At 71.7% G+C, this 18,675-nt stretch carries 19 protein-coding genes and 1 pseudogene; 4 read left to right on the top strand and 16 right to left on the bottom strand.

Annotated features, from left to right (window positions below; translation table 11 throughout):
• The 7 genes and pseudogenes from CR470_RS24530 to CR470_RS24500 form a co-directional block, all read right to left on the bottom strand.
• A pseudogene (locus CR470_RS24530) lies at positions 1-611 on the bottom strand (CHAD domain-containing protein); the annotation flags it as partial.
• A complete protein-coding gene (locus CR470_RS24525) occupies positions 598-2,847 on the bottom strand; it encodes an RNA degradosome polyphosphate kinase (RefSeq protein WP_097869702.1) in 2,250 nt (749 codons plus the stop codon). The pseudogene CR470_RS24530 and the gene CR470_RS24525, both read right to left, overlap by 14 nt.
• Positions 2,848-3,193: 346 nt before the next feature.
• The gene (locus CR470_RS24520) at positions 3,194-4,213 is read right to left on the bottom strand and encodes an ABC transporter permease (RefSeq protein WP_257138904.1); all 1,020 of its coding nucleotides are present in this window, start codon (positions 4,211-4,213) and stop codon (positions 3,194-3,196) included.
• Entirely contained in the window at positions 4,210-5,127 is a 918-nt protein-coding gene (locus CR470_RS24515) for an ABC transporter ATP-binding protein (protein WP_097869701.1), read from the bottom strand. The genes CR470_RS24520 and CR470_RS24515 overlap by 4 nt, the downstream gene beginning before the upstream one ends.
• Positions 5,124-5,540, bottom strand: coding sequence for a GntR family transcriptional regulator (locus CR470_RS24510; protein WP_097869700.1), 417 nt, complete (start codon positions 5,538-5,540; stop codon positions 5,124-5,126). The genes CR470_RS24515 and CR470_RS24510 overlap by 4 nt, the downstream gene beginning before the upstream one ends.
• 135 nt (positions 5,541-5,675) lie before the next feature.
• Positions 5,676-6,599 (bottom strand): mycothiol synthase, encoded by a 924-nt coding sequence (gene mshD, locus CR470_RS24505; protein WP_097869699.1) that lies wholly within the window; start codon positions 6,597-6,599, stop codon positions 5,676-5,678.
• Entirely contained in the window at positions 6,589-7,125 is a 537-nt protein-coding gene (locus CR470_RS24500) for a DUF1016 N-terminal domain-containing protein (protein WP_257138903.1), read from the bottom strand. Before CR470_RS24500 ends, mshD begins: the two co-directional genes overlap by 11 nt.
• Positions 7,126-7,360: 235 nt before the next feature.
• Here CR470_RS24500 and CR470_RS24495 point away from each other — a divergent pair, with 235 nt between their 5' ends.
• From CR470_RS24495 to CR470_RS40740, 3 genes are all read left to right on the top strand, one after another.
• Positions 7,361-9,178, top strand: a complete 1,818-nt coding sequence (locus tag CR470_RS24495) for a bifunctional metallophosphatase/5'-nucleotidase (protein ID WP_097869697.1) — start codon at positions 7,361-7,363, stop codon at positions 9,176-9,178.
• A gap of 136 nt (positions 9,179-9,314) precedes the next feature.
• Positions 9,315-9,998 (top strand): hypothetical protein, encoded by a 684-nt coding sequence (locus CR470_RS24490; RefSeq protein WP_179892368.1) that lies wholly within the window; start codon positions 9,315-9,317, stop codon positions 9,996-9,998.
• 40 nt (positions 9,999-10,038) lie between these two features.
• Positions 10,039-10,362: a hypothetical protein gene (locus CR470_RS40740; RefSeq protein ID WP_257138902.1), complete on the top strand. Its 324-nt coding sequence runs from the start codon at positions 10,039-10,041 to the stop codon at positions 10,360-10,362.
• 169 nt (positions 10,363-10,531) lie between these two features.
• Here CR470_RS40740 and CR470_RS24480 read toward each other — a convergent pair whose 3' ends face one another.
• From CR470_RS24480 to CR470_RS24455, 6 genes are all read right to left on the bottom strand, one after another.
• Complete coding sequence (locus CR470_RS24480) at positions 10,532-11,278, bottom strand: hypothetical protein (RefSeq protein WP_097869696.1); 747 nt, start codon at positions 11,276-11,278, stop codon at positions 10,532-10,534.
• A gap of 187 nt (positions 11,279-11,465) precedes the next feature.
• Entirely contained in the window at positions 11,466-12,071 is a 606-nt protein-coding gene (locus CR470_RS24475) for a hypothetical protein (RefSeq protein ID WP_097869695.1), read from the bottom strand.
• Between the two features lie 54 nt (positions 12,072-12,125).
• Positions 12,126-12,668: a hypothetical protein gene (locus CR470_RS24470; protein ID WP_097869694.1), complete on the bottom strand. Its 543-nt coding sequence runs from the start codon at positions 12,666-12,668 to the stop codon at positions 12,126-12,128.
• A 146-nt stretch (positions 12,669-12,814) separates the two neighbouring features.
• Positions 12,815-13,414 carry a hypothetical protein gene (locus tag CR470_RS24465; protein ID WP_097869693.1) on the bottom strand — a complete coding sequence of 200 codons (600 nt, stop codon included), beginning with the start codon at positions 13,412-13,414 and terminating at the stop codon, positions 12,815-12,817.
• Positions 13,407-13,925, bottom strand: coding sequence for a SigE family RNA polymerase sigma factor (locus CR470_RS24460; RefSeq protein ID WP_097869692.1), 519 nt, complete (start codon positions 13,923-13,925; stop codon positions 13,407-13,409). Before CR470_RS24460 ends, CR470_RS24465 begins: the two co-directional genes overlap by 8 nt.
• 218 nt (positions 13,926-14,143) lie before the next feature.
• Entirely contained in the window at positions 14,144-14,731 is a 588-nt protein-coding gene (locus CR470_RS24455) for an isochorismatase family protein (RefSeq protein WP_097869691.1), read from the bottom strand.
• A gap of 171 nt (positions 14,732-14,902) precedes the next feature.
• Here CR470_RS24455 and CR470_RS24450 point away from each other — a divergent pair, with 171 nt between their 5' ends.
• Positions 14,903-15,898, top strand: coding sequence for a GlxA family transcriptional regulator (locus CR470_RS24450; RefSeq protein ID WP_097869690.1), 996 nt, complete (start codon positions 14,903-14,905; stop codon positions 15,896-15,898).
• A 148-nt stretch (positions 15,899-16,046) separates the two neighbouring features.
• Here CR470_RS24450 and CR470_RS24445 read toward each other — a convergent pair whose 3' ends face one another.
• From CR470_RS24445 to CR470_RS24430, 3 genes are all read right to left on the bottom strand, one after another.
• A complete protein-coding gene (locus CR470_RS24445; protein ID WP_097869689.1) occupies positions 16,047-17,354 on the bottom strand; it encodes an LPXTG cell wall anchor domain-containing protein in 1,308 nt (435 codons plus the stop codon).
• Between the two features lie 563 nt (positions 17,355-17,917).
• Positions 17,918-18,145 (bottom strand): hypothetical protein, encoded by a 228-nt coding sequence (locus CR470_RS39715; protein ID WP_179892367.1) that lies wholly within the window; start codon positions 18,143-18,145, stop codon positions 17,918-17,920.
• A gap of 162 nt (positions 18,146-18,307) precedes the next feature.
• A partial coding sequence (locus CR470_RS24430; protein ID WP_097869687.1) for a spore-associated protein A occupies positions 18,308-18,675 on the bottom strand: 368 nt, incomplete at its 5' end.

The following is an 18,675-nucleotide window of genomic DNA, read 5'->3' as shown; positions in this document are numbered from 1 at the left end:
GCCCCGACCCCGAGGGCGGCGCGGCCCTGGGCGTCGGAGGCGGCGCTCTCCCCGGCGGCCCGGACGCCCCGGGCCGCGGGGAGGGCCGGGCCGGAGAGCTGGTGCAGGGCCTCGACGAGCCGGGTGAGACGGTTCGCGTAGGCGTGTTCGCGGGCGAGGATGCCGGAGAGCCAGGCCAGTTCGGCGCGGAGCTGATCGGCCCAGAGCGGGTCGAGGGCGGCACGGAAGGTGTGCAGGGAGCCGCTGATCCGGCGGGCCGAGCGGCGCAGTGCGCGGGTGGCGGCCGCGGCGTCGTGGCCGCCGGAGTCCGCGGGGGCGCTGTGCTCGTGGTGCAGGCGCAGGCTGCGCAGGAACTCGGCGGCCTGTCCCCGGAGGTAGGGCGCGAGGACCGCCTCCGTGGTCAGGTCCCCGGCGGGGCGGGATCCGGCGGCGGAGTCCGGGGGGCGAGCTCCGCCGGTGGCGTCGGCGAGGCGCCGCGTCCCGGGCGAGGCGGCCTCGGGGAGGCGTCGCGTCCCCGGTTCCGTGGCCTCGGCGGGCGGCGCGTCCGGAGTGGTGCCGGGGGCCGCGTCCGGCGTCGGCCGGGTCGTCGTCTGCTGGTCAGGGCGTCGCACGCCTGCGCCTCCGGGCGTCGATGAGCATTTCCTGGACGTGCCGCAGCGGCTGGCCGTCCGCGTCCGTGGCGTGCCGGGTCCAGTTCCCGTCGGGGCCCAGGTGCCAGGAGGCGGTGGTGTCGGCCATACCGGTCTCCAGGAGTCGGCTGAGTGCGGCGCGGTGGGCGGGGTCGGTGACCCGGACCAGGGCTTCGATCCGGCGGTCGAGGTTGCGGTGCATCATGTCGGCGCTGCCGAACCACACCTCGGGCTCTCCGCCGTTGCCGAAGGAGAAGACCCGGGAGTGTTCGAGGAAGCGGCCGAGTATGGAGCGGACCCGGATGTTCTCGGAGAGCCCGGCGACGCCGGGGCGGATCGCGCAGATCCCGCGCACCCAGATGTCGACGGGCACGCCTGCCTGGGCCGCCCGGTAACAGGCGTCGATGATCGCTTCGTCGACCATCGAGTTGACCTTGATCCGCACGTAGGCGGGGCGGCCGGCGCGGTGGTGGGCGATCTCCTTGTTGATCCGGGCGATCAGCCCGTCGCGCAGGGACTTCGGGGCGACCAGGAGACGGCGGTAGGTCTCGCGGCGGGAGTATCCGGAGAGCCGGTTGAACAGGTCGGAGAGGTCCGCCCCGACCTGCGGGTCCGCCGTGAGCAGCCCGAGGTCCTCGTACAGCCGGGCCGTCTTGGGGTGGTAGTTGCCGGTGCCGACGTGGGAGTAGCGGCGCAGCGTGTCGCCCTCCTGGCGGACGACCAGCGAGAGCTTGCAGTGGGTCTTCAGCCCGACGAGTCCGTACACGACATGGCAGCCGGACTCCTCCAGCTTGCGGGCCCACTTGATGTTGGCCTGCTCGTCGAACCGGGCCTTGATCTCGACGAGGACGAGGACCTGCTTGCCGGACTCGGCGGCGTCGATGAGGGCGTCCACTATCGGCGAGTCGCCGGAGGTGCGGTACAGCGTCTGCTTGATGGCCAGGACGTCCGGGTCGCCCGCCGCCTGTTCCAGGAACGCCTGGACGGAGGTGGAGAACGAGTCGTACGGGTGGTGGAGCAGCACGTCGCGTTCGCGCAGGGCGGCGAAGATGTCGGGCGCGGAGGCGGACTCCACCTCGGCCAGGTCCCGGTGGGTGCCCGCGATGAACTTGGGGAACTTCAGCTCCGGCCGGTCCAGCGAGGCGATGGCGAAGAGCCCGGTCAGGTCGAGGGGGCCGGGCAGCGGGTAGACCTCCGCGTCGGACACCTTCAGCTCGCGGACCAGCAGGTCCAGGACGTACGGGTCGATGGACTCCTCGACCTCCAGGCGCACCGGCGGGCCGAACCGGCGGCGCATGAGCTCCTTCTCCAGGGCCTGGAGGAGGTTCTCCGTGTCGTCCTCCTCGACCTCCAGGTCCTCGTTCCTGGTGACCCGGAACATGTGGTGCGCCAGCACCTCCATGCCCGGGAACAGCTCCTCCAGGTGCGCCGCGATGACGTCCTCGATGGGCACGTACCGCTGGGGCGAGGCCTCCAGGAAGCGGGTCAGCAGCGGCGGGACCTTGACCCGGGCGAAGTGGCGGTGGCCGCTGACCGGGTTGCGGACGACGACGGCGAGGTTGAGGGAGAGCCCGGAGATGTACGGGAAGGGGTGCGCGGGGTCGACGGCCAGCGGGGTCAGGACCGGGAAGACGCGCTGCCGGAAGAAGGTGAACAGGCGGGCCTGCTCCTTCTCGGTCAGGTCCGGCCAGCGGATCAGCTGGATGCCCTCGTCGGACAGGTCCGGGGCGATGTCCTGCTGGTAGCAGGCGGCGTGCCGGGCCATGAGTTCGCGCGAACGGGTCCAGATGAGGTCCAGGACCTCGCGGGGCTGGAGGCCGGAGGCGGAGCGGGTGGCGACGCCGGTGGCGATGCGGCGCTTGAGGCCGGCCACCCGGACCATGAAGAACTCGTCCAGGTTCGACGCGAAGATGGCGAGGAAGTTGGCCCGCTCCAGGATGGGCGTGGCCGGGTCCTCGGCCAGTTCCAGGACCCGCTCGTTGAACGCGAGCCAGCTGCGTTCGCGGTCCAGGAAGCGGCCCTGGGGCAGCTCGTCGCCGTCCCGGTCGGGCTCGTAGGCGTCCGCGTCGGAGTCGAGGTCGGGATCCAGATCGGCGGCGGTGGAGAAGCCGACCCCGTTGGGCGCAGGGGTGGCGTGCGGCCGGTGCGCGGCGAGTGAGCCGACGGACGGCTGGGCGGCGGGCTGGACCGGGACCTCGGAGCTGGGCTGCTGGCTCATGGACCTATTGTTCCGCGCGGAGCGCCCCTCAGGCGCGTCGGAGCCCGGAAAGATCGCGGAAGGCCCGGGAAACCCCGGGTCACGGCCGGGGGAGCCGTGAGTGGCGTTTCCCCGGGCTCTCCCGTTGCGGCGGGGGGCGGGCACAGCTGGCTGCATCCCGTGAGGGTCGCAAGGACGTCTGAATGGCCGGTAACGGGGACATGACGTACAGGAAGCGGTGTGCCTGCGGGTGGGCCTCGTTGTCACTGTACGTGTTCGCCGCGGCGGGTTGCCGCTCGGGGGCGGGCGTACGTGCTCGCCGTCCGGGCCCACCCCTCGCGGGGCCCGGACGGCGAGGCGGGTGCGGTCAGCCGTGGAGGCGGCGCAGGGTCCGGAAGGCGAGGAACACGGTGAGGGCGGCGAGGGCGAGCAGGATGCCGGTCTCGACGAGCTGGAGGGGCCAGAAGTGGGAGGCGGGGTGGTAGTCGTAGTAGCGCTCCGAGGAGCCGTGGGCGGCCAGGCATTCCACGACGTCGCCCGCGGGCTCCTGGCAGACCTCTGCCGGGAGCCGCTCGCCCGTGTGCGTCACATAGCCCTGCGCCCCCGGCCAGGAGTCCGCGGGGAAGCCGTATCCGCTCCGTATCGCGACGACGTCGGTCCGGATCGGCCAGAGGCCGACGCGCAGGGTGTCGAAGGCCACGAGCAGCAGGCCGCTCGCGACGACGGTCGTGGCCATCGCCGCCACCGTGCGCCGCACCAGGAGCCCTGCCAGGGTGCCGATGGCGAGGCCGAGGAGCGCGTGGGCGACGGGGACCGTGCCGAGCGCCCCGTACACGATCTCCTCGTACCAGGCGCGCGCGTAGAAGGAGTCGTCGTTCCGGGACCAGAACCACGCGAAGACCGCCGCCAGCGCGGAGGTGACGGCCACGGTGAGCACGGCGGGGGCGAGGAGCTTGGCGGCGAGCCAGCGGGCGGGCGAAACCGATTGCGACCAGCTGAGCCGGAAGGTGCCGCTCTCCAGTTCGCGGGCGATGACCGGGCCGGCCATGAACGCGCCGACGAGGACGGGCAGAACCATCAACAGCAGTCCCGCCTGGTTCTGGGTGTCGTTCAGCAGCATCTGGCCGTCGAGGAAGTCGCGGACCGCGGTGCCGCAACCGGGCACGGTGTGCTCGACGGAACAGCCCGAGGCGGCGAAGTCGGCGGAGGACCGGTCGGACCACAGCGAGAGGCCGACCATGCAGAGGATGACGAGAACCGCCGCCGCTCCCACGACCTGGAGCGGCCGCCGGTGCACCCGCAGTACCACCCGCACGGCCCCCCGCAGGGTGGCGCGGGCAGGGGCGGCCGTGGCCGCGTCGGGCTTCGGGGGTGTCAGCGTGCTCACGCGGACGCCACCTCCTCACGGGCCCCGCCGGACACGGCGCTCGCGCTCGGCGTGAGCAGCGGCGGGGCGTCCGGGGAGCGGAGGTGGGCGAGCAGGAGTTCCTCCAGGGACGGTTCCGTGACGGCCCAGGCGGTGGTGTCCACGGGGCCCTCCTTCCTGACGAGCGCGGTGAGCTGACGTCCCGTCGTGCGGGATTCGACGACGGTGTGCGGGGCCAGGTCGCGGGCCCGGCCGGTGAGCAGGGCGTGCGCGCCGACGATGTCGTCGCTCTCGCCGCCGAGCCGGACGCGCCCACCGTCGACGAACAGGAGGTAGTCGCAGGCGCCCTCCAGTTCGGTGAGGATGTGCGAGGACATCACGATGCTGGTGCCGTGCTCGGCGGTCTCCGCCATCAGGACGCCCATCAGCTCGTGCCGGGCGAGGGGGTCGAGGTCGGCCATCGGCTCGTCCAGCAGCATCAGTTCGGGCCGCTTGCCGAGTGCGAGCGCCAGCGCGAGGCGGGTGCGCTGCCCGCCGGAGAGGGTGCGGACACGGGCCTTGCGCGGCAGCGGCCCGGCGATCCGGTCGGCGGTGGCGCGGTCCCAGCGCCCGGGGTTCAGCTCGGACCCGGCCCACAGCGTGTCGGCGACGGAGAGCTGCGGGTACAGGGGCTTGTCCTGGGAGACGAAGGCGATGCGGTCGCGTACGTCGCCGGGGGCGGTGGAGCCGAGGACGGCGAGGGACCCGGCGCTGGGGCGGTTCAGCCCGGCCGCCAGGTTCAGCAGGGTCGACTTGCCCGCGCCGTTGGGCCCGACGAGGGCGCAGACGCGGCCGGCGGGCAGCCGGAACGAGCAGTCGTGCAGGGCGCGGTGGCCGCCGCCCCCGCGCCCGTAGGTCTTTCCGAGGCCGTGTGCCTCGATCGCGACGCCGGTCATCGTTCCTCGTCCCCCTTGTACGTGCTGTCCAGTACGGCGGTGAAGAGCGCGCCGACGTCGTCCTTCTCCAGGCCGGCCGCGCGGGCCCGGCGGGCCCAGTCGGCGAGTTCGGTGCGCAGCGGTGCGTCGGCGGCGGTCGCGTCGGCCGCGCCGCCCAGCGTCCTGCGGACGAAGGTCCCGAGGCCGCGACGGGCCTCGACGAGGCCTTCGCGCTCCAGCTCGCGATAGGCCTTGAGGACGGTGTTCGGGTTGATCGCGGTGGCTTCCACGACCTCGCGGGCGGTCGGCAGCCGATCGCCCGGTTCGAGCACGCCCAGACGCAGGGCCTGCTTCGTCTGCTGGACGATCTGGAGGTAGGTGGCGACGCCGCTGCGCCGGTCGATGCGGAACTCGACCGCTGCGGATGCGCTCATGCACACCACCCTTTCACTAATTGAGTAGTGAAAGGGTGGTGCAAGGAAGGGGCGACGTCAAGTGACGCCGCCCCCGGACCGCCTGGCGGAATGTCAGTACACGGCTTTCAGTGCGCGGCCGTCAGTACATGGATGTCAGGACTCCGTGCGGTACATCAGGTCCACCTCGTGCGTGGTGAAGCCCATGCGCTCGTACACCGTCACGGCCGCCGTGTTGTCCGCGTCCACGTAGAGCATCGCGGTGGGCAGCGCCTCGGCGGCCAGGTGGTGCAGGCCGATCGAGGTCAGCGCCTTGCCGAGGCCGCCGCCCTGGGCCTCGGGCAGGACGCCGACCACGTACACCTCGCCGATCCGTTCCTCGGCGTGCACCTTCGTCCAGTGGAAGCCGACGATCTCCCCGTCCCGCTCGGCCAGGAAGAAGCCCTTCGGGTCGAACCAGGGCTCCGCCTTGCGGTCGTCCAGGTCCTGCTGGGTCAGGGACCCCTGCTCGGGGTGGTGGGCGAACGCCGCCCGGTTCACGGCGAGCCAGGCGGCGTCGTCACGGCCCGGCTCGAAGGTCCGTACGGTGACGCCTTCCGGCAGCACCGGCTCCGCGAGGTCGAGCGGGACCAGGCCGCGCCGGAGCTGGCGCAGCTCGCGGAAGAGGGAGAGGCCGAGGACCTGGGCCAGGTGGCGGGCCGCGGAGCTGCCGCCGTGCGCCCAGACCCGCAGCCGCTTGCCGGTCGCGGCGAGGAGAGCCGCGCCGAGCGCCCGGCCGTGCCCGGTGCCACGCCGGTCGGGGTGGACGACCAGCTCGGCGGCCGGGGCCTCGACCGGGTCGGTGTCCTCCAGCTGGGCGTACCCGGTGAGCGTGCCGTCGACGGTGAGGAGGAAGTGCCGTACGCCGTCGCGGTGTCCGCCCCGGATACGGAGCCTGCCCTGCTCGGAGACCGCCTGCCGGCCGTCCGACCGGGCGGCCTCGGCGAGCAGGGCGAGGACGGTGTCGGCCTGCGCGGAGTCGAGTGCGTCGAGGGTGTGGACCTCACGTCCGGGAGCGGGGAGGGGTGCGTCAGTCGTCATGCCTCCGAGCGTACGGCGAGGGGCGCGTCCGGCGGGGGCGCGGCGGGGTGGCGGTGCCGCGGGCTGTGGCGGACTGTGCGGGGGCCGGACCGGGCCGGTGCGCGGCCTCGGGCGGAGGGGCGGTCAAGGCGTCCTCGGGCGGTGGTGTGGCGTTGAGGACGTGGTCCGCGATGCGGGAGAGGTCCTCCGCGCTGGGCAGCAGCTCTCGCACCCCTTCGGGGAGCCCGGCGTACGTGCTGACGGCCCTTACGGCGTGCCGGGCGTAGGAGTCCCGCTCGAAACGGGTCGCGCACCTGCCCATGATGAGGACGACGTGGCCCCAGGGCACTTGTCCAACGGGCTGTTGGGCAAGTGAGTCGGGCCAGATCCTGGCCATCTGCTGCATGTACTGAAGGTCGCGCGTGCTCAATCCCCGCTGCTGCGGGAACTCCGTCCGCAGCTCGGTGGCGATCCGTTCGATGACCTTCGTGCCCCACCTCTCCCCGCGCCGGCGCTCCAGGATGGTCCGCCCGATCTCCCCGTACATCCGGAGCGACTCCGGTGGTGATGCACACCGTGACGTTTCTGCCCGGATATGTGAGCCATATGAGTGATGTGAAGGCGTGTGGGGACGTTCCTGACAAGCCATTTGGCTGGATGGCAACCAGTCCGTAACCCCGAACACCTGTTGCGCTACGCGCGTTGACTCTAGGCTGCGGCACGCAGGATCCCAGACGTGACACCAGCGACACGACTGACACCACTGACACACAAGGGGACCGATGTCAGCGACTCCGCAGAAGAACCGTGCGGCACGGCGGGTGCTCGCCGCCGCGGCCGGTCTGGCCACCGTGGGCGCGCTCGTCGCCGCGATGCCGGCCGGCGCCCATGACCGGGGCAACGGGCACGGGAACGGACACGGCCACAAGTCCCGGACCGTCGACGTGCAGTTGCTGTCGTTCAACGACCTGCACGGCAATCTGGAGCCGCCGGCGGGTTCGGCGGGCAACGTCACCAGGACGCACCCCGACGGCACGGTCGAGGCGATCCCGGCCGGTGGTGTCGAGTACCTGGCGACCTCGCTGCGCACCGCGCGCAAGGGAAACCCGTACTCCGTCACGGCGGCCGGCGGCGACATGGTCGGCGCGAGCCCGCTGCTGTCGGGCCTCTTCCACGACGAGCCGACGATCGAGGCGCTGAACGGCCTCGACCTGGACGTCACGGCGGTCGGCAACCACGAGTTCGACGAGGGCGCGACCGAGCTGGCCCGTCTCCAGAACGGCGGCTGCCACCCGGTCGAGGGCTGCTACGGGAAGGGCAAGGAGTTCGAGGGAGCTGACTTCCCCTACCTCGCGGCCAACGTGACCAAGGAGAAGACCGGCAAGCCGCTGCTGAAGCCGTACACGGTCTGGAAGAAGAAGGGCGTCAAGATCGGCTTCATCGGGGTGACCCTGGAGGGCACGCCGGACATCGTCACGGCCAACGGCGTCAAGGGCCTCAAGTTCCACGACGAGGTCGAGACGATCAACAAGTACGCCCGCGAGCTGGACCGCAAGGGCGTCAAGTCCATCGTCGCGCTGATCCACGAGGGTGGGGCCCCGGCCTCCACCTCGTACAACTACGACTGCGACAGCCCCGGCGCGGGCGACGGCATCTCCGGCCCGATCGTCGACATCGCCAAGGGCATCACGCCGAAGGTGGACGCCCTGGTCACGGGCCACACCCACCAGGCGTACGTGTGCACCGTCCCGGACCCGTCCGGCAAGCCGCGCATGGTCACCTCGGCCTCGTCGTTCGGCAAGCTGTACACGGACACCACGCTCACCTACGACCGCCGCACCAAGGACATCGTCCGTACGTCGGTGAAGTCGGCGAACCACGTCGTGACCCGGGACCAGCCCAAGGCCGCCGACATGACGCGCCTGATCGACCGCTGGAACAAGCTGGCCGCCCCGATCGCGAACAGGCCGCAGGGCTGGATCAGCGCCGACATCAACGGCCGCGGCTCCACGGCCCCCGAGAAGCCGCTCGGCAACGTCATCGCCGACGCCCAGCTCGAAGGCCTCGCCCCGGCCGACAAGGGCGGTGCGGAAGTCGCGTTCATGAACCCGGGCGGTATCCGCGCGGACCTGGTGCACAAGGCCTCCGGCAGTGAGGGCGACGGGGTCGTCACCTACGGCGAGGCGTTCACCGTGCAGCCGTTCACCAACATGATGAACGTCGTCGACCTGACCGGGGCCCAGCTGGTCGCCGCCCTCCAGCAGCAGGTCAGCGGCGCCAACGAGGCCGGCCCGAAGATCCTCCAGGTCTCCAGGGGCCTCACGTACACCCTCGACCTGACGAAGAGCGGCGCGGACCGCGTGGTCGCCGACAGCATCGAGCTGAACGGCGAGGCGATCGACCCGGCGCGCACCTACCGCGTGGCGATGAACGAGTTCCTCGCGGGCGGCGGCGACGGTTTCCCGGCCCTCGGCCAGGGCACGAACAAGCTGGTCGGCGCCTCCGACCTGGACCTGTTCAACGCCTACCTGGCGGCCCACTCCACGGCTTCCGCCCCGCTGGTCCCGCCGGCGACGGACCGGATCACGGTCATCCAGTAACTCGCCCATGGGCGAAGGGGCGGTGGGCCTGCGGGCCTGCCGCCCCTTTCTGCTTCTTGCCGACTCTGGTTGACCTTTAAAGTAGGCAGCCGGTTGCCGGACCTACCGCATCCCAGTCCCCAAGGAGAACTCCCGGGTGAGCAACGTACTGAGGATGAACAGCGGCCGGCGAAAGGTCCGGAGCCTCACCCCTGCGGCGACGGTCGAGGACACCATCGACTTCTTCGACGGATCGGGGCAGTCCCGCGTGGTCGCCCGCCCCGAGCGCGAGCTGCCGCCGGGCGGCGTCCCCGCCTACCTCGCGGCCCGCAAGACCGGTGCCCGCTCCTTCGTGCTGTGGGCCGACGAGCACCGCCGGGAACGCGTGGCCACCGTGGTGACCCAGTCCGCCGACGGCGGGGTCGCCACCTTCCAGGTGATCGGCGCACAGGGCGAGTTGATCGGCACGATCGTGCGCGAGAAGGCTCTCCGGGGCCGGGGCCTGCGCACCCGCTGGACCGTGACCCAGCCCGGCGGCCCCGAGATGGTGGGCTACAAGGGGAGGATCGTGTGGTGGTTCGTGTGGTGGCTGTTCCTGCCTCTGATGGTGCTGGCCGTCCTCGTCACCGTGCTCGACGGCACCCCGGGGAACGAGGGCGGAGCCGCGCGTGCCCCCAGGCGCATCCGATGGCGGGCGGCCGGCCGGATGCCCCTGGAGTTCCGGTCCCGCGGCGACAAGCTGCACCTGCACGCACCGGAGGTGGACTGGCGGCTGGGCGCGGCGCTGGTCGCCCTGGTGCGCAGCTTCAGCGCCATCAGGTGGGACGCCATGACGAAGTGAAGGGTGGTGTTCCGGGGCCGTGCACAGTAGAACTGGCCCCATGCCCGACCAGCACCCTCTCTCCCACTGGCCCCGGCCGCCCGGTGGGTACGCGCCACCGCAGGCCCGTGAGGTCACCGCTTCCTACCGGCGGTGGACGGGCGTTCTCACCTGGACCGCCATCGTCGTCGCCGCCCTCATGGCGGTGATGCTCGTGATGAGCATCGTCTTCCTCGTATGGGCGGACCAGGACACGCGGAACGCCGCCTACGGCTATCTCGCGCTCGTTCTCTGGGTCGGGATCGCCGCGGGGGCCCCGGTCCTGATCGGGGTCGCGGTCACCGCCCGGGACATGAGGCGGCGGGTGCGGGAGCAGCCGCGTTAGCGGGGGTCCGGCGGATCAGGCCGCGGTGCGTACGTCCTCGCTCCGGAGCTCGCGGTACGCGTGATGCTCGCCGACCGGCCCCGGCGGCGGGGCGTGCGAGCTCCGGGCGGGCGTCATCGCGTACGTGTCCGGGCCGGTGGCCCCCTTCGCGGAGGCCCGGGGCACGGGGTCAGGGCCTGAACAGTGACGTCAGGCCGGTCACCTGGCCCGCGTCGTCGACGACCAGGTCGTACCCGACGCCGTCGGAGAACCTGGGGTCGAGCCGGTTGATCAGGGTGACCAGCTCGGCGGGGGAGTACGGGAGCAGCTCGGCGCGGCTGGTGCCGGCGACCTCGTCGCGGACCGGGACCGCCAGCAGCACCTTGCTGTTCCCGTCCATGGGCACCGTCGTGAAGGGGCCCGTGCCCGGGTTGATCTCCCAGGTGTCGAACCGGGTGTTGATCTTCTTTTCGGCGGTTCGCACGGACAGGTAGGCGCGCCCGCCGCTGATCCAGGCCTTGCTGATGTTGACGAACGGCTCGGTGCCGGCGAAGGGGGCGGTGCCGGCCGCCGCCGAGGTGTCCTTCGAGGCTGCCGGGGCTGCCGGGGCCGCCGGTGCGGAAGACGGGGCGGCGGCGTCGGTGGACTTCCTGTCGGCGTCCGTGCGGAAGCCGCTCTCGTCGGCTCGCGAGGGCGGTGTGGTCTTCTCGTCGCTCGTGGCGGGAGGAGCGGTCTTGTCGCCGTCCTCGGACCGAGCGTCGTCCGCCGCGTCAGCCGCGTCCGTCATGTCGTCGGCCGCGGGGGACGAAGCCGGCTTGGCGGCTGCGGAGGGGGCCATGCGGTCCGCGGAATTCTGGCCGCAGCCGGTCAGGACGAGGGTGCTGAGAGCGATAGCGGTGAGCCAGCCTTTGGCGGAGTGACGGCGGGAAGCGTTCATGGTCAACTGCTCCTATTGATCAGTGTGTTGGGGTTACACACTCTCTACGCCCCACGCAGCCCACCGGGTTGCACTCGGATCAGATTATTTTTTCTTTTGAATTTCACGATCGTGCCGTCTCCGAACGACGAAGATCCCGGCAGCCGAGAAGACTGACGGGTCTCGTGGGGACGTATGTTCTCCCTGGTCAGGGGCTCGCTTGGCGGTCAAGCCAGTAGGCTTCCCGAAGCGACACCACGCGGCCCTCGCTGTCGTAATCGATGGCGAACACCCACTGCGGCCCGGCGCTCAGCCGGTCCACCAATTCGTTTACCCGCATGTCCCCCGATTCTCCGTCGGCCATATGTTTGACCTCGACCGGAGTTTCCTGTCTCAGGGTCATTTGGTGCACCACTCCGGTGCGTGTGACAGCACCCCTTCCGGTGCGGACCTGCGCCACGGTGACCCGAACCGTATTCCCCTTCAGTGCCACCGCGTCGTAAACGAAACCGAGTTCACTGGCGTATTCCTCCCCCGGTGCGGGCGTCGGGGCCACGAACGGGGAGGCACTCGCCGCTGCTGTCGGCTTCGCGGCGGACGGTGCCGCCTCCGGTCCGAGCCGGGCCACCGACAGGACCCCCATGGCCAGAGCCGCAGCCATCATCACGCCGCCCGACGCCCGAGCCACCCGCTTGCGCCGACGGCGCTGATCGCCGCGCGCTCGGACCTGCTCCGCGGCCTGCGGTGCGGCGTAGCGCCGGCCCGAGGCGGCGAGGTCGGCGAGCCGGCCCTCCAGGTCGGTTTCATCGTCCATGCCCCACCTCCGCTGCGGTCCCCGGCAGATTCCGGCGTGGCCGACGCGCCATGCTCACGGCTTGTACAGCGACTGCAACTTGGTGACCTGGCCCTCTCCGTCGAAGCTCAGGTCGAACCCGGTGCCTTCACGGATCCGGGGTTCCAACTGCGTCAGCAGGCTGACGAGTTCGGCCTGCGAGGTCGACACGGGTTCACCGCCCCCGACCTCCGGGGTGCGGTCGCCGCGCACCGGCACGGTCAGCAGCACCCGGGCATCCTGCGCCAGGGCCACCGTGGTGTATTCGCCCGTACCGGGGATGATCTCCCACGTGTCGAACTGGGTGTTCACCTTCTTCTCGGCGAGCCGCACCGACAGCTTGGTCAGCCCGTCCTCGGCCCAGGCCCTGTCGATCGTCACGAACTGCTTGGTACCGGCGAAGGGGGCCTCGGCGGCCGGCTCGGTGGCCGGTGCGGCCGCCGGTGCGGTGGCCGTCGTGCCCACGGGGGAGGGAGCCGCGGAGTTCTCGGTCGTCCCGCCGCAGCCGGTCAGGACCAGGGCGCCGAGGACGACAACGGTGAGCAGGCGCGACGTGGCCTGGCGGCGTGCAGCGTGCATGGTCGGCGTACTCCTGAAAGCCGGCGTGGGCGGGTTACACGGTCTCTACGCCCCACACCGCCCCCCGGGTTGCATCCGGGCCGGAACAATTTTCTCGACCGGCGCTGATCGCCGCCCGGACCGGCCCGGAGGTCACTCCACGGACGTCACTCCACGGACAGCCAGTGCGCTTCCCGCAGCGACTGGACCCGGCCCTCACCGTCGTAGTCGAGGGCGAACACCCACTGCGGTCCGCCCCGCAGCCGGCCCACGACATCTTCCAGCCGCTTGTCCCCCGGTTCCCCTCCGGTCAGGCGCTCCACCTCGACCGGGGTCACCGCCGGCAGGGTCAGCTCGTGCACCACGCCGGTGGGTACGGCGGTCCCCTTCTCGTCGCGAAGCTGCTGGACGGTGACCCGGACCCGGCCCCCGTCCAGGTCCACCGCGTCGTACACGTAGCCGAGTTCGCCGGCGTACTCCTCGCCCGGTGCCGGCGTCGGGGCCACGAACAGCGGAGCGCTCGCGGACGGGCTCGGATCCGCGGCGGGCGGCGCCGACTCCGCCAGCCCGGCCCGGACCAGCGAGAGACCTCCCACGGCCACAGCAGCGGCCAGCAGCAGGCCGCCCGACGCCCGAGCGGCCCGCTTGCGCCGCCGACGCCGGTCGCCGCGTGCCCGGATCTGCTCGGCGGCCATCGGGACGGCTCCCTGCCGCCCGTCGGCGGCGAGGTCGGCGAGCCGGTCGTCCAAGCTGGTCTCGTCAACCACGTTCCACCTCCGAAACCCGGTCCGCCCGCGGATCCAGCTCAGTATCGGCCAGAATCCTCGCCAGCGCGGCACGCCCCCGGCTCAGCTGCGCCTTGACCGTGCCCACGGGGGAGTTGGTCTCCTCGGCGACCTGCTTCACTTCCAGGTCGCACAGGTGGTGGAGCACGATGACCCGTCGTTGCGCCGCGGGGATCTGCTTCAACGCCGCGACCAGCAGCACATGGTGGTCGTCCGGCGGCGGTACGTCCGGGGGCGGCCCCTGCCGTTTCGCGAAGGTGAGGGAGGTACGCACCCGCCGCCACCGGCTGACCGCCAGGCGGTAGGCCACGGTACGCACCCACGCCTCCGGCGCACCGTCCTTGTCCAGTGCGGCCCGGCGCTCCCAGGCCCGTACGAAGGCTTCCTGGACCACGTCCTGCGCCTCCGCGCGGTCGCCGATCATGGCGTACAGCTGACCGATGAGCCGTCCCACGCTTCCGGCGTAAAAGGCGTCGAACGCCTGCTCGTCCATCCCCACCTGGTCTTTGGAGGTCGCACACAACTTGAGGCCGCACACAGTTTCGGCCATGCGAACCCTGCCACCCGGCACTCGTGCGACGCAAGGAGCCGGTGTGAAGGATGTGGGGACCTGACGTGGCGTGGCCGGGGTGACGGAGCCGCCACTCTCGCCGGTGGCGGTGGCCGCGAGGACGGCGGCGACGCCGATCGCTGTGGCGGGGCACGGCCGCGCTATCGGGTGATCTCCTCCTGGGAGGCGACGACGACCCCGTACAGGTCGCCGATGGTGGCCAGCGCGCCGTGGTGCACCTGGCGGGCGTCGAGGTCGGTCCCGGCGACCGGCAGGGACCGGGTCGCGCAGGCGTCGGCGACGACCGTGGGCCGGTTGCCGCGCAGGAACGCGCCCTGTGCCGTGAACGCCACGCACATGTGGGTCATCCAGCCGGCGATGATCACGTCCTGGCCCTCGGGGACGTGCTCGCCCAGGTCGGTGCCGTGGAAGGAGTCCGGGGCCTGCTTGACGACGACGGCCTCGCCGTCGGCCGGGGTGAGGGCGGGGTGGATCTGTCCGATCTCGGCCCGGATGTCGTACGGGGTTCCCTCGCCGCCGTCGTTGATGACGTGCACGACCTTCGTCCCCGCCTCGCGGGCCCGGGCCAGCAGGTGCGCGGCGGCGTCCAGCGAGTCCTGCCACCCGTCGAGTTCCATCACGCCGCGGGTGTAGGTGTTCTGGTAGTCGACCAGGATCAGCGTGGAGGCGGCGAGCACGGCCGGGGTCGCGTCGAAGCCGTTGAGTTCGCGCAGGGTGGTTCGGGACATGGGGTACCGCCTCGGGGTCGTACGTCGGGGAGGGATGCGCTCGGGTGCCGAGCCGTTCCCGACGCTAGGGCCCGGCCAAGGGTGTCCGCAATGACGTCTAACATGCAGATACCGACACACGTCTCCGGTGGTGGCCGCTGCCGGAGATATGGCTGATCAGGGAGGCCGGGCATGGACAGCGCCGGACGGCTCGTCGTCATCGTCCTCTTCGAGGGCGTCGACCTGCTCGACGTCACCGGACCCCCGGAGGTGTTCTCGCTCGCCCGGCGTGAGTCCGACGACGCGGCCGGATACGAGGTCGTCCTGGCCGCCGGGTCCAGGGACCCCGTCACCACCGGGGCCGGGGTCCGCATCCTCCCCGATCTCACCTTCGACGAGGTGGCCGGGCGGAGCATCGACACCCTCATCGTCCCCGGCTCGGTGGAGATCGACAGCGAGCGCCGGGTGCACGCCCTCGTCGACCCCGGGCTGGTGGAGCGGGTCAAGGAACTCGCCGCGCGCTCCCGGCGGACCACCTCCGTCTGCGTCGGAGCGCATCTGCTGGCCGCCGCCGGCCTGCTCGACGGCAAGCGCGCCACCACTCACTGGTCGACCGCGCGGCAACTCGCCGCCGAGCACCCGGAGATCGAGGTCGACGCCGACCCGATCTTCATCCGCGAGGGCGACGTCTGGACCGGGGCCGGGATCAGCGCCTGCCTCGATCTGTCCCTCGCCCTGGTCGCGGACGACCTCGGCGAGGCCGTCGCCCTGCGTGTCGCCCGTCAGCTCGTGATGTACCTGAAGCGGCAGAGCGGGCAGAGCCAGTTCAGTGTTCCGCTGGAGCAGATCTCGGCGACGCGGCGCGTCGAGGACCTCCGCCACCACATCCTGCGCAACATCGGCCGCCGGCTCACCGTCGCGGACCTCGCGGCGTACGCCCATGTCAGCGACCGTCACCTGACCCGGATCTTCAAGACCGAGCTCGGTACCACCCCGCACGCCTACATCGAGTCCGTACGGGTGGAGAAGGCCCGTAACGAGCTGGAGTCCTCCGATTCCACCCTCGAACGCATCGCGTCCGTCTGCGGGTTCGGCACGGTGGACACCCTGGTACGCGCCTTCCGGCGGCGGCTGAACGTGACGCCCACGGAATACCGGCTGAGGTTTCGGTCCTCGCACGCGGTCTGAGCGCCGGGGCCCGGTGGACGACGGCCGGCTCAGGCATCTCCGGGAAAATCGGAGCCGTCGCGGAGTTGGGCGCGACGATGCCGTGAGACGACGCGAGAGGGCGGAGACCCGCAGGTCTCCGCCCTCTCACGGCTTCACCGTCTCACCGTCAGACGTCGGAGCCGGCCTTCCGGCGACGCACGACGAGCATCGCCGCCGCGCCGAGCACCACGGCCGCACCGCCCGCGAGAGCGATCGAGGTGGTGGCGGAGGACGAACCCGTGGCGGCGAGGGTGCCGTTCGTGCCGGTCTTCGCCGGGGTGCCCGACGCCGAGCCCTGCGGCTGGTGGCCGGAGCCCTTGCCATCGGGCTTCGTGCTCGTGGCGGGCTTGGGCTTGGCGTCCTCGGTCTTGTCGGGCTTGCTGCCGGCGGCCTTGACGTCGAACTCGTACCTGTCCACGCCGGGCGCCCCGCCGCAGGAGCCGTCCTCGTTGAAGAAGTCGGCCGCGATGAACGCGAGACCGTTGCCGGCCGGGGTGGCCTTGTCGAGCGTGAGGCGCATCTTCAGGTCGGTCCGGGCGCCGGGCTTCAGCGCGCCGACGGCGTCGATGTAGTCGTCCTTGACGTTCTTCCACTTCGGGGACGACTCGGAGGACCACTGGAGGCGGAAGAACTTGCCCGTGTCCTTGAGGCCGCTCTTGTCGGTCGCGTGGACTCCGACGTACGCGATGACCTCGTCCATGTGCCGGTCGGAGCCGTTGGTCACCCGGACGGAGAAGGCGGTGGTCGTCCCGGCGACGAGCTTGGTCGGCAGGCCGGTCACCTCGGCGGTGAGGTCGTGCTCGGGCTCGCAGTCCTGGCCTTCCTCCTCCGCCTCCTTCTTGGCCTGGGCCAGCGCCGCGTCGGCCGCGATCTTCGCGGCGAGCGCGTCGTCCAGGGCCTTGTCGACCACGCTGTAGGCGCGGACCGCCGCGACCCGGGCGTCGTCGAGTGCCTCGCCGGCCTCGGCGGCCTTGGTGACGGCGGTGGTCTCGGCGGTGGCAGCCGTCGCCGCGGCCGCCTCGGCCTCGGAGAGCGTGGCCTCCGCGTCGGCCCTCTGCTCCTCGGTGGCGTCGGTGGGCAGGTCCTCGATGGCCGCCTTCGCGGCGGTCACGGCCTGGTCGGCGGCGGTCTTCGCGGCGGCGGCGTCCGTGGCGGCCTGCTTGGCGGCCTTGGCGGCGACCGCCAGGGGGTGGGTGCTGTCGAGGGCGGCGAGCGCCTTCTCCAGCACCAGGATGGCGTCGGCCTTCGCCTGGACGGCCTTGTCGTACGCCTTCTGTGCCTCGGCGGCGGCCTTCTCCAGCTCCTTGATGGTCGGCTTGTTCTGCGTCTGCGCCGCCGGCTTGGTGTCGGCGAACGCGGGGGTGACGGAGAGCAGCACGGCGGGGGCGGTCACGGCGGCGGCGACGGCGGTGGCGAGAGCGCGGCGAATCTTCACATGATCCCTTGGGTCGGGTCCGAACGGCGGAGAACGCTGAGGGGCGGTTGCCACGGCGGAACGATCACGCGGGCGACCTGTGCCGATGGTATGGGGATCCTGTGAGGGGGCCGGGGGATTATCCCGGGCCGGGGGGCGGGGCGGCGCCACACACGGCGGACAGACGTCACCAAAGCGTGCAGTTGCCCTCGGATTCCGTCTTTTCGCTGTGACGAAAGCCATGCGGCCGTGCTGTCCGCGCTGCTGCGCTCCGCCCGGTCAGGCGGCGGCAGTTCGTGCGTCTTCGCTTCGGTGCGTGCGGTGTTCGCGGCAGTCGCGGCAGTGGCCGGGGGTGGGGGAGCGGAAGGCGCGGTCGCAGTCGTCGCAGGTCTGGAAGGGCGTGTGGGTGACGAGCTCCTGGGATGCGTCAGGTGGTCGCCGGGGTGGGTCGGGGTGGCGTTGTTTCTCTTGGTTCTTCAGGTAGTTGGCGTCGCGCATCACCAGGTCGCGGTGGCGAACGACCCGGTCGGGGTACGTCGGCACGCACCGGGTCGCGACAGCGCGCGACCTGGTCGGAGCAGCCCCTACCTCGGAGCCAGCCACCTGGAGCGGCACCGCCCCGGCACCGCCCCGGCACCGCGGACGGCGTCCGGGACGGTGAAATCCTTGGCGAGGGTGCTCATGACGACGTCGTCGCAGACCTCGCCGAGCCAGTACCCGGCCTCGCGCAACGCCCCGAGCGGGTGGGAGCCGGCCTTGTAGGCGAGCGTCGAGGCGGGCTCGGTGACGGCGGCGCCGTCCTCAGTCTCCACCCAGGCGTGCAGGCGTGCAGGGATGCAGGGGTACGGGGTCCGGTGCGATGCGTTCGCGCGATCGCCGCCCTGCATCGGGGGTGGATCTGCGGGTCCTCGGCCGGCACCTGCTGCCCGGCGCGTGGTGTGCGCACACCACGCGCCGGGCCGATCCGCTCGGTATCAGCGCCGGTTGGCGGCCAGTGAACCGCAGTTGGTGCCGTTCTTGCCGGCCACCTCACCGGAGATTTCGCCCCGCCACGTCACGCACAGGCCACGTGCGTCGAGATAGACCGGTCCCGCGTACGTGGTGTAGTACCCCGTGTCCGAGACCGTCGTGGTGGGCGAGGCGAACCCGAGTGAGGCCGTCATGTGCACGGCGGTCCCGGGCGTGGTGCGGACGGTCACCACACAGTTCTTGCCGGTGGCGGAGCTGTAGGTGAGGAAAACCGTGCCCTTGGTGCCGATCTGCGCGGAGTTCACCACGGAGTAGCCACCGCCGCACGCGCCGTTGTACTTCGCGGCCGCGGCGGCCTTCGGCGCCGCGGCCG

The sequence above is a fragment of the Streptomyces sp. rh34 genome (genome assembly GCF_002551245.1).
GTDB lineage: Bacteria > Actinomycetota > Actinomycetes > Streptomycetales > Streptomycetaceae > Streptomyces.
The sequence above is the reverse complement of the archived record's forward strand: the minus strand, read 5'-3'. Positions and strand labels throughout refer to the sequence as shown.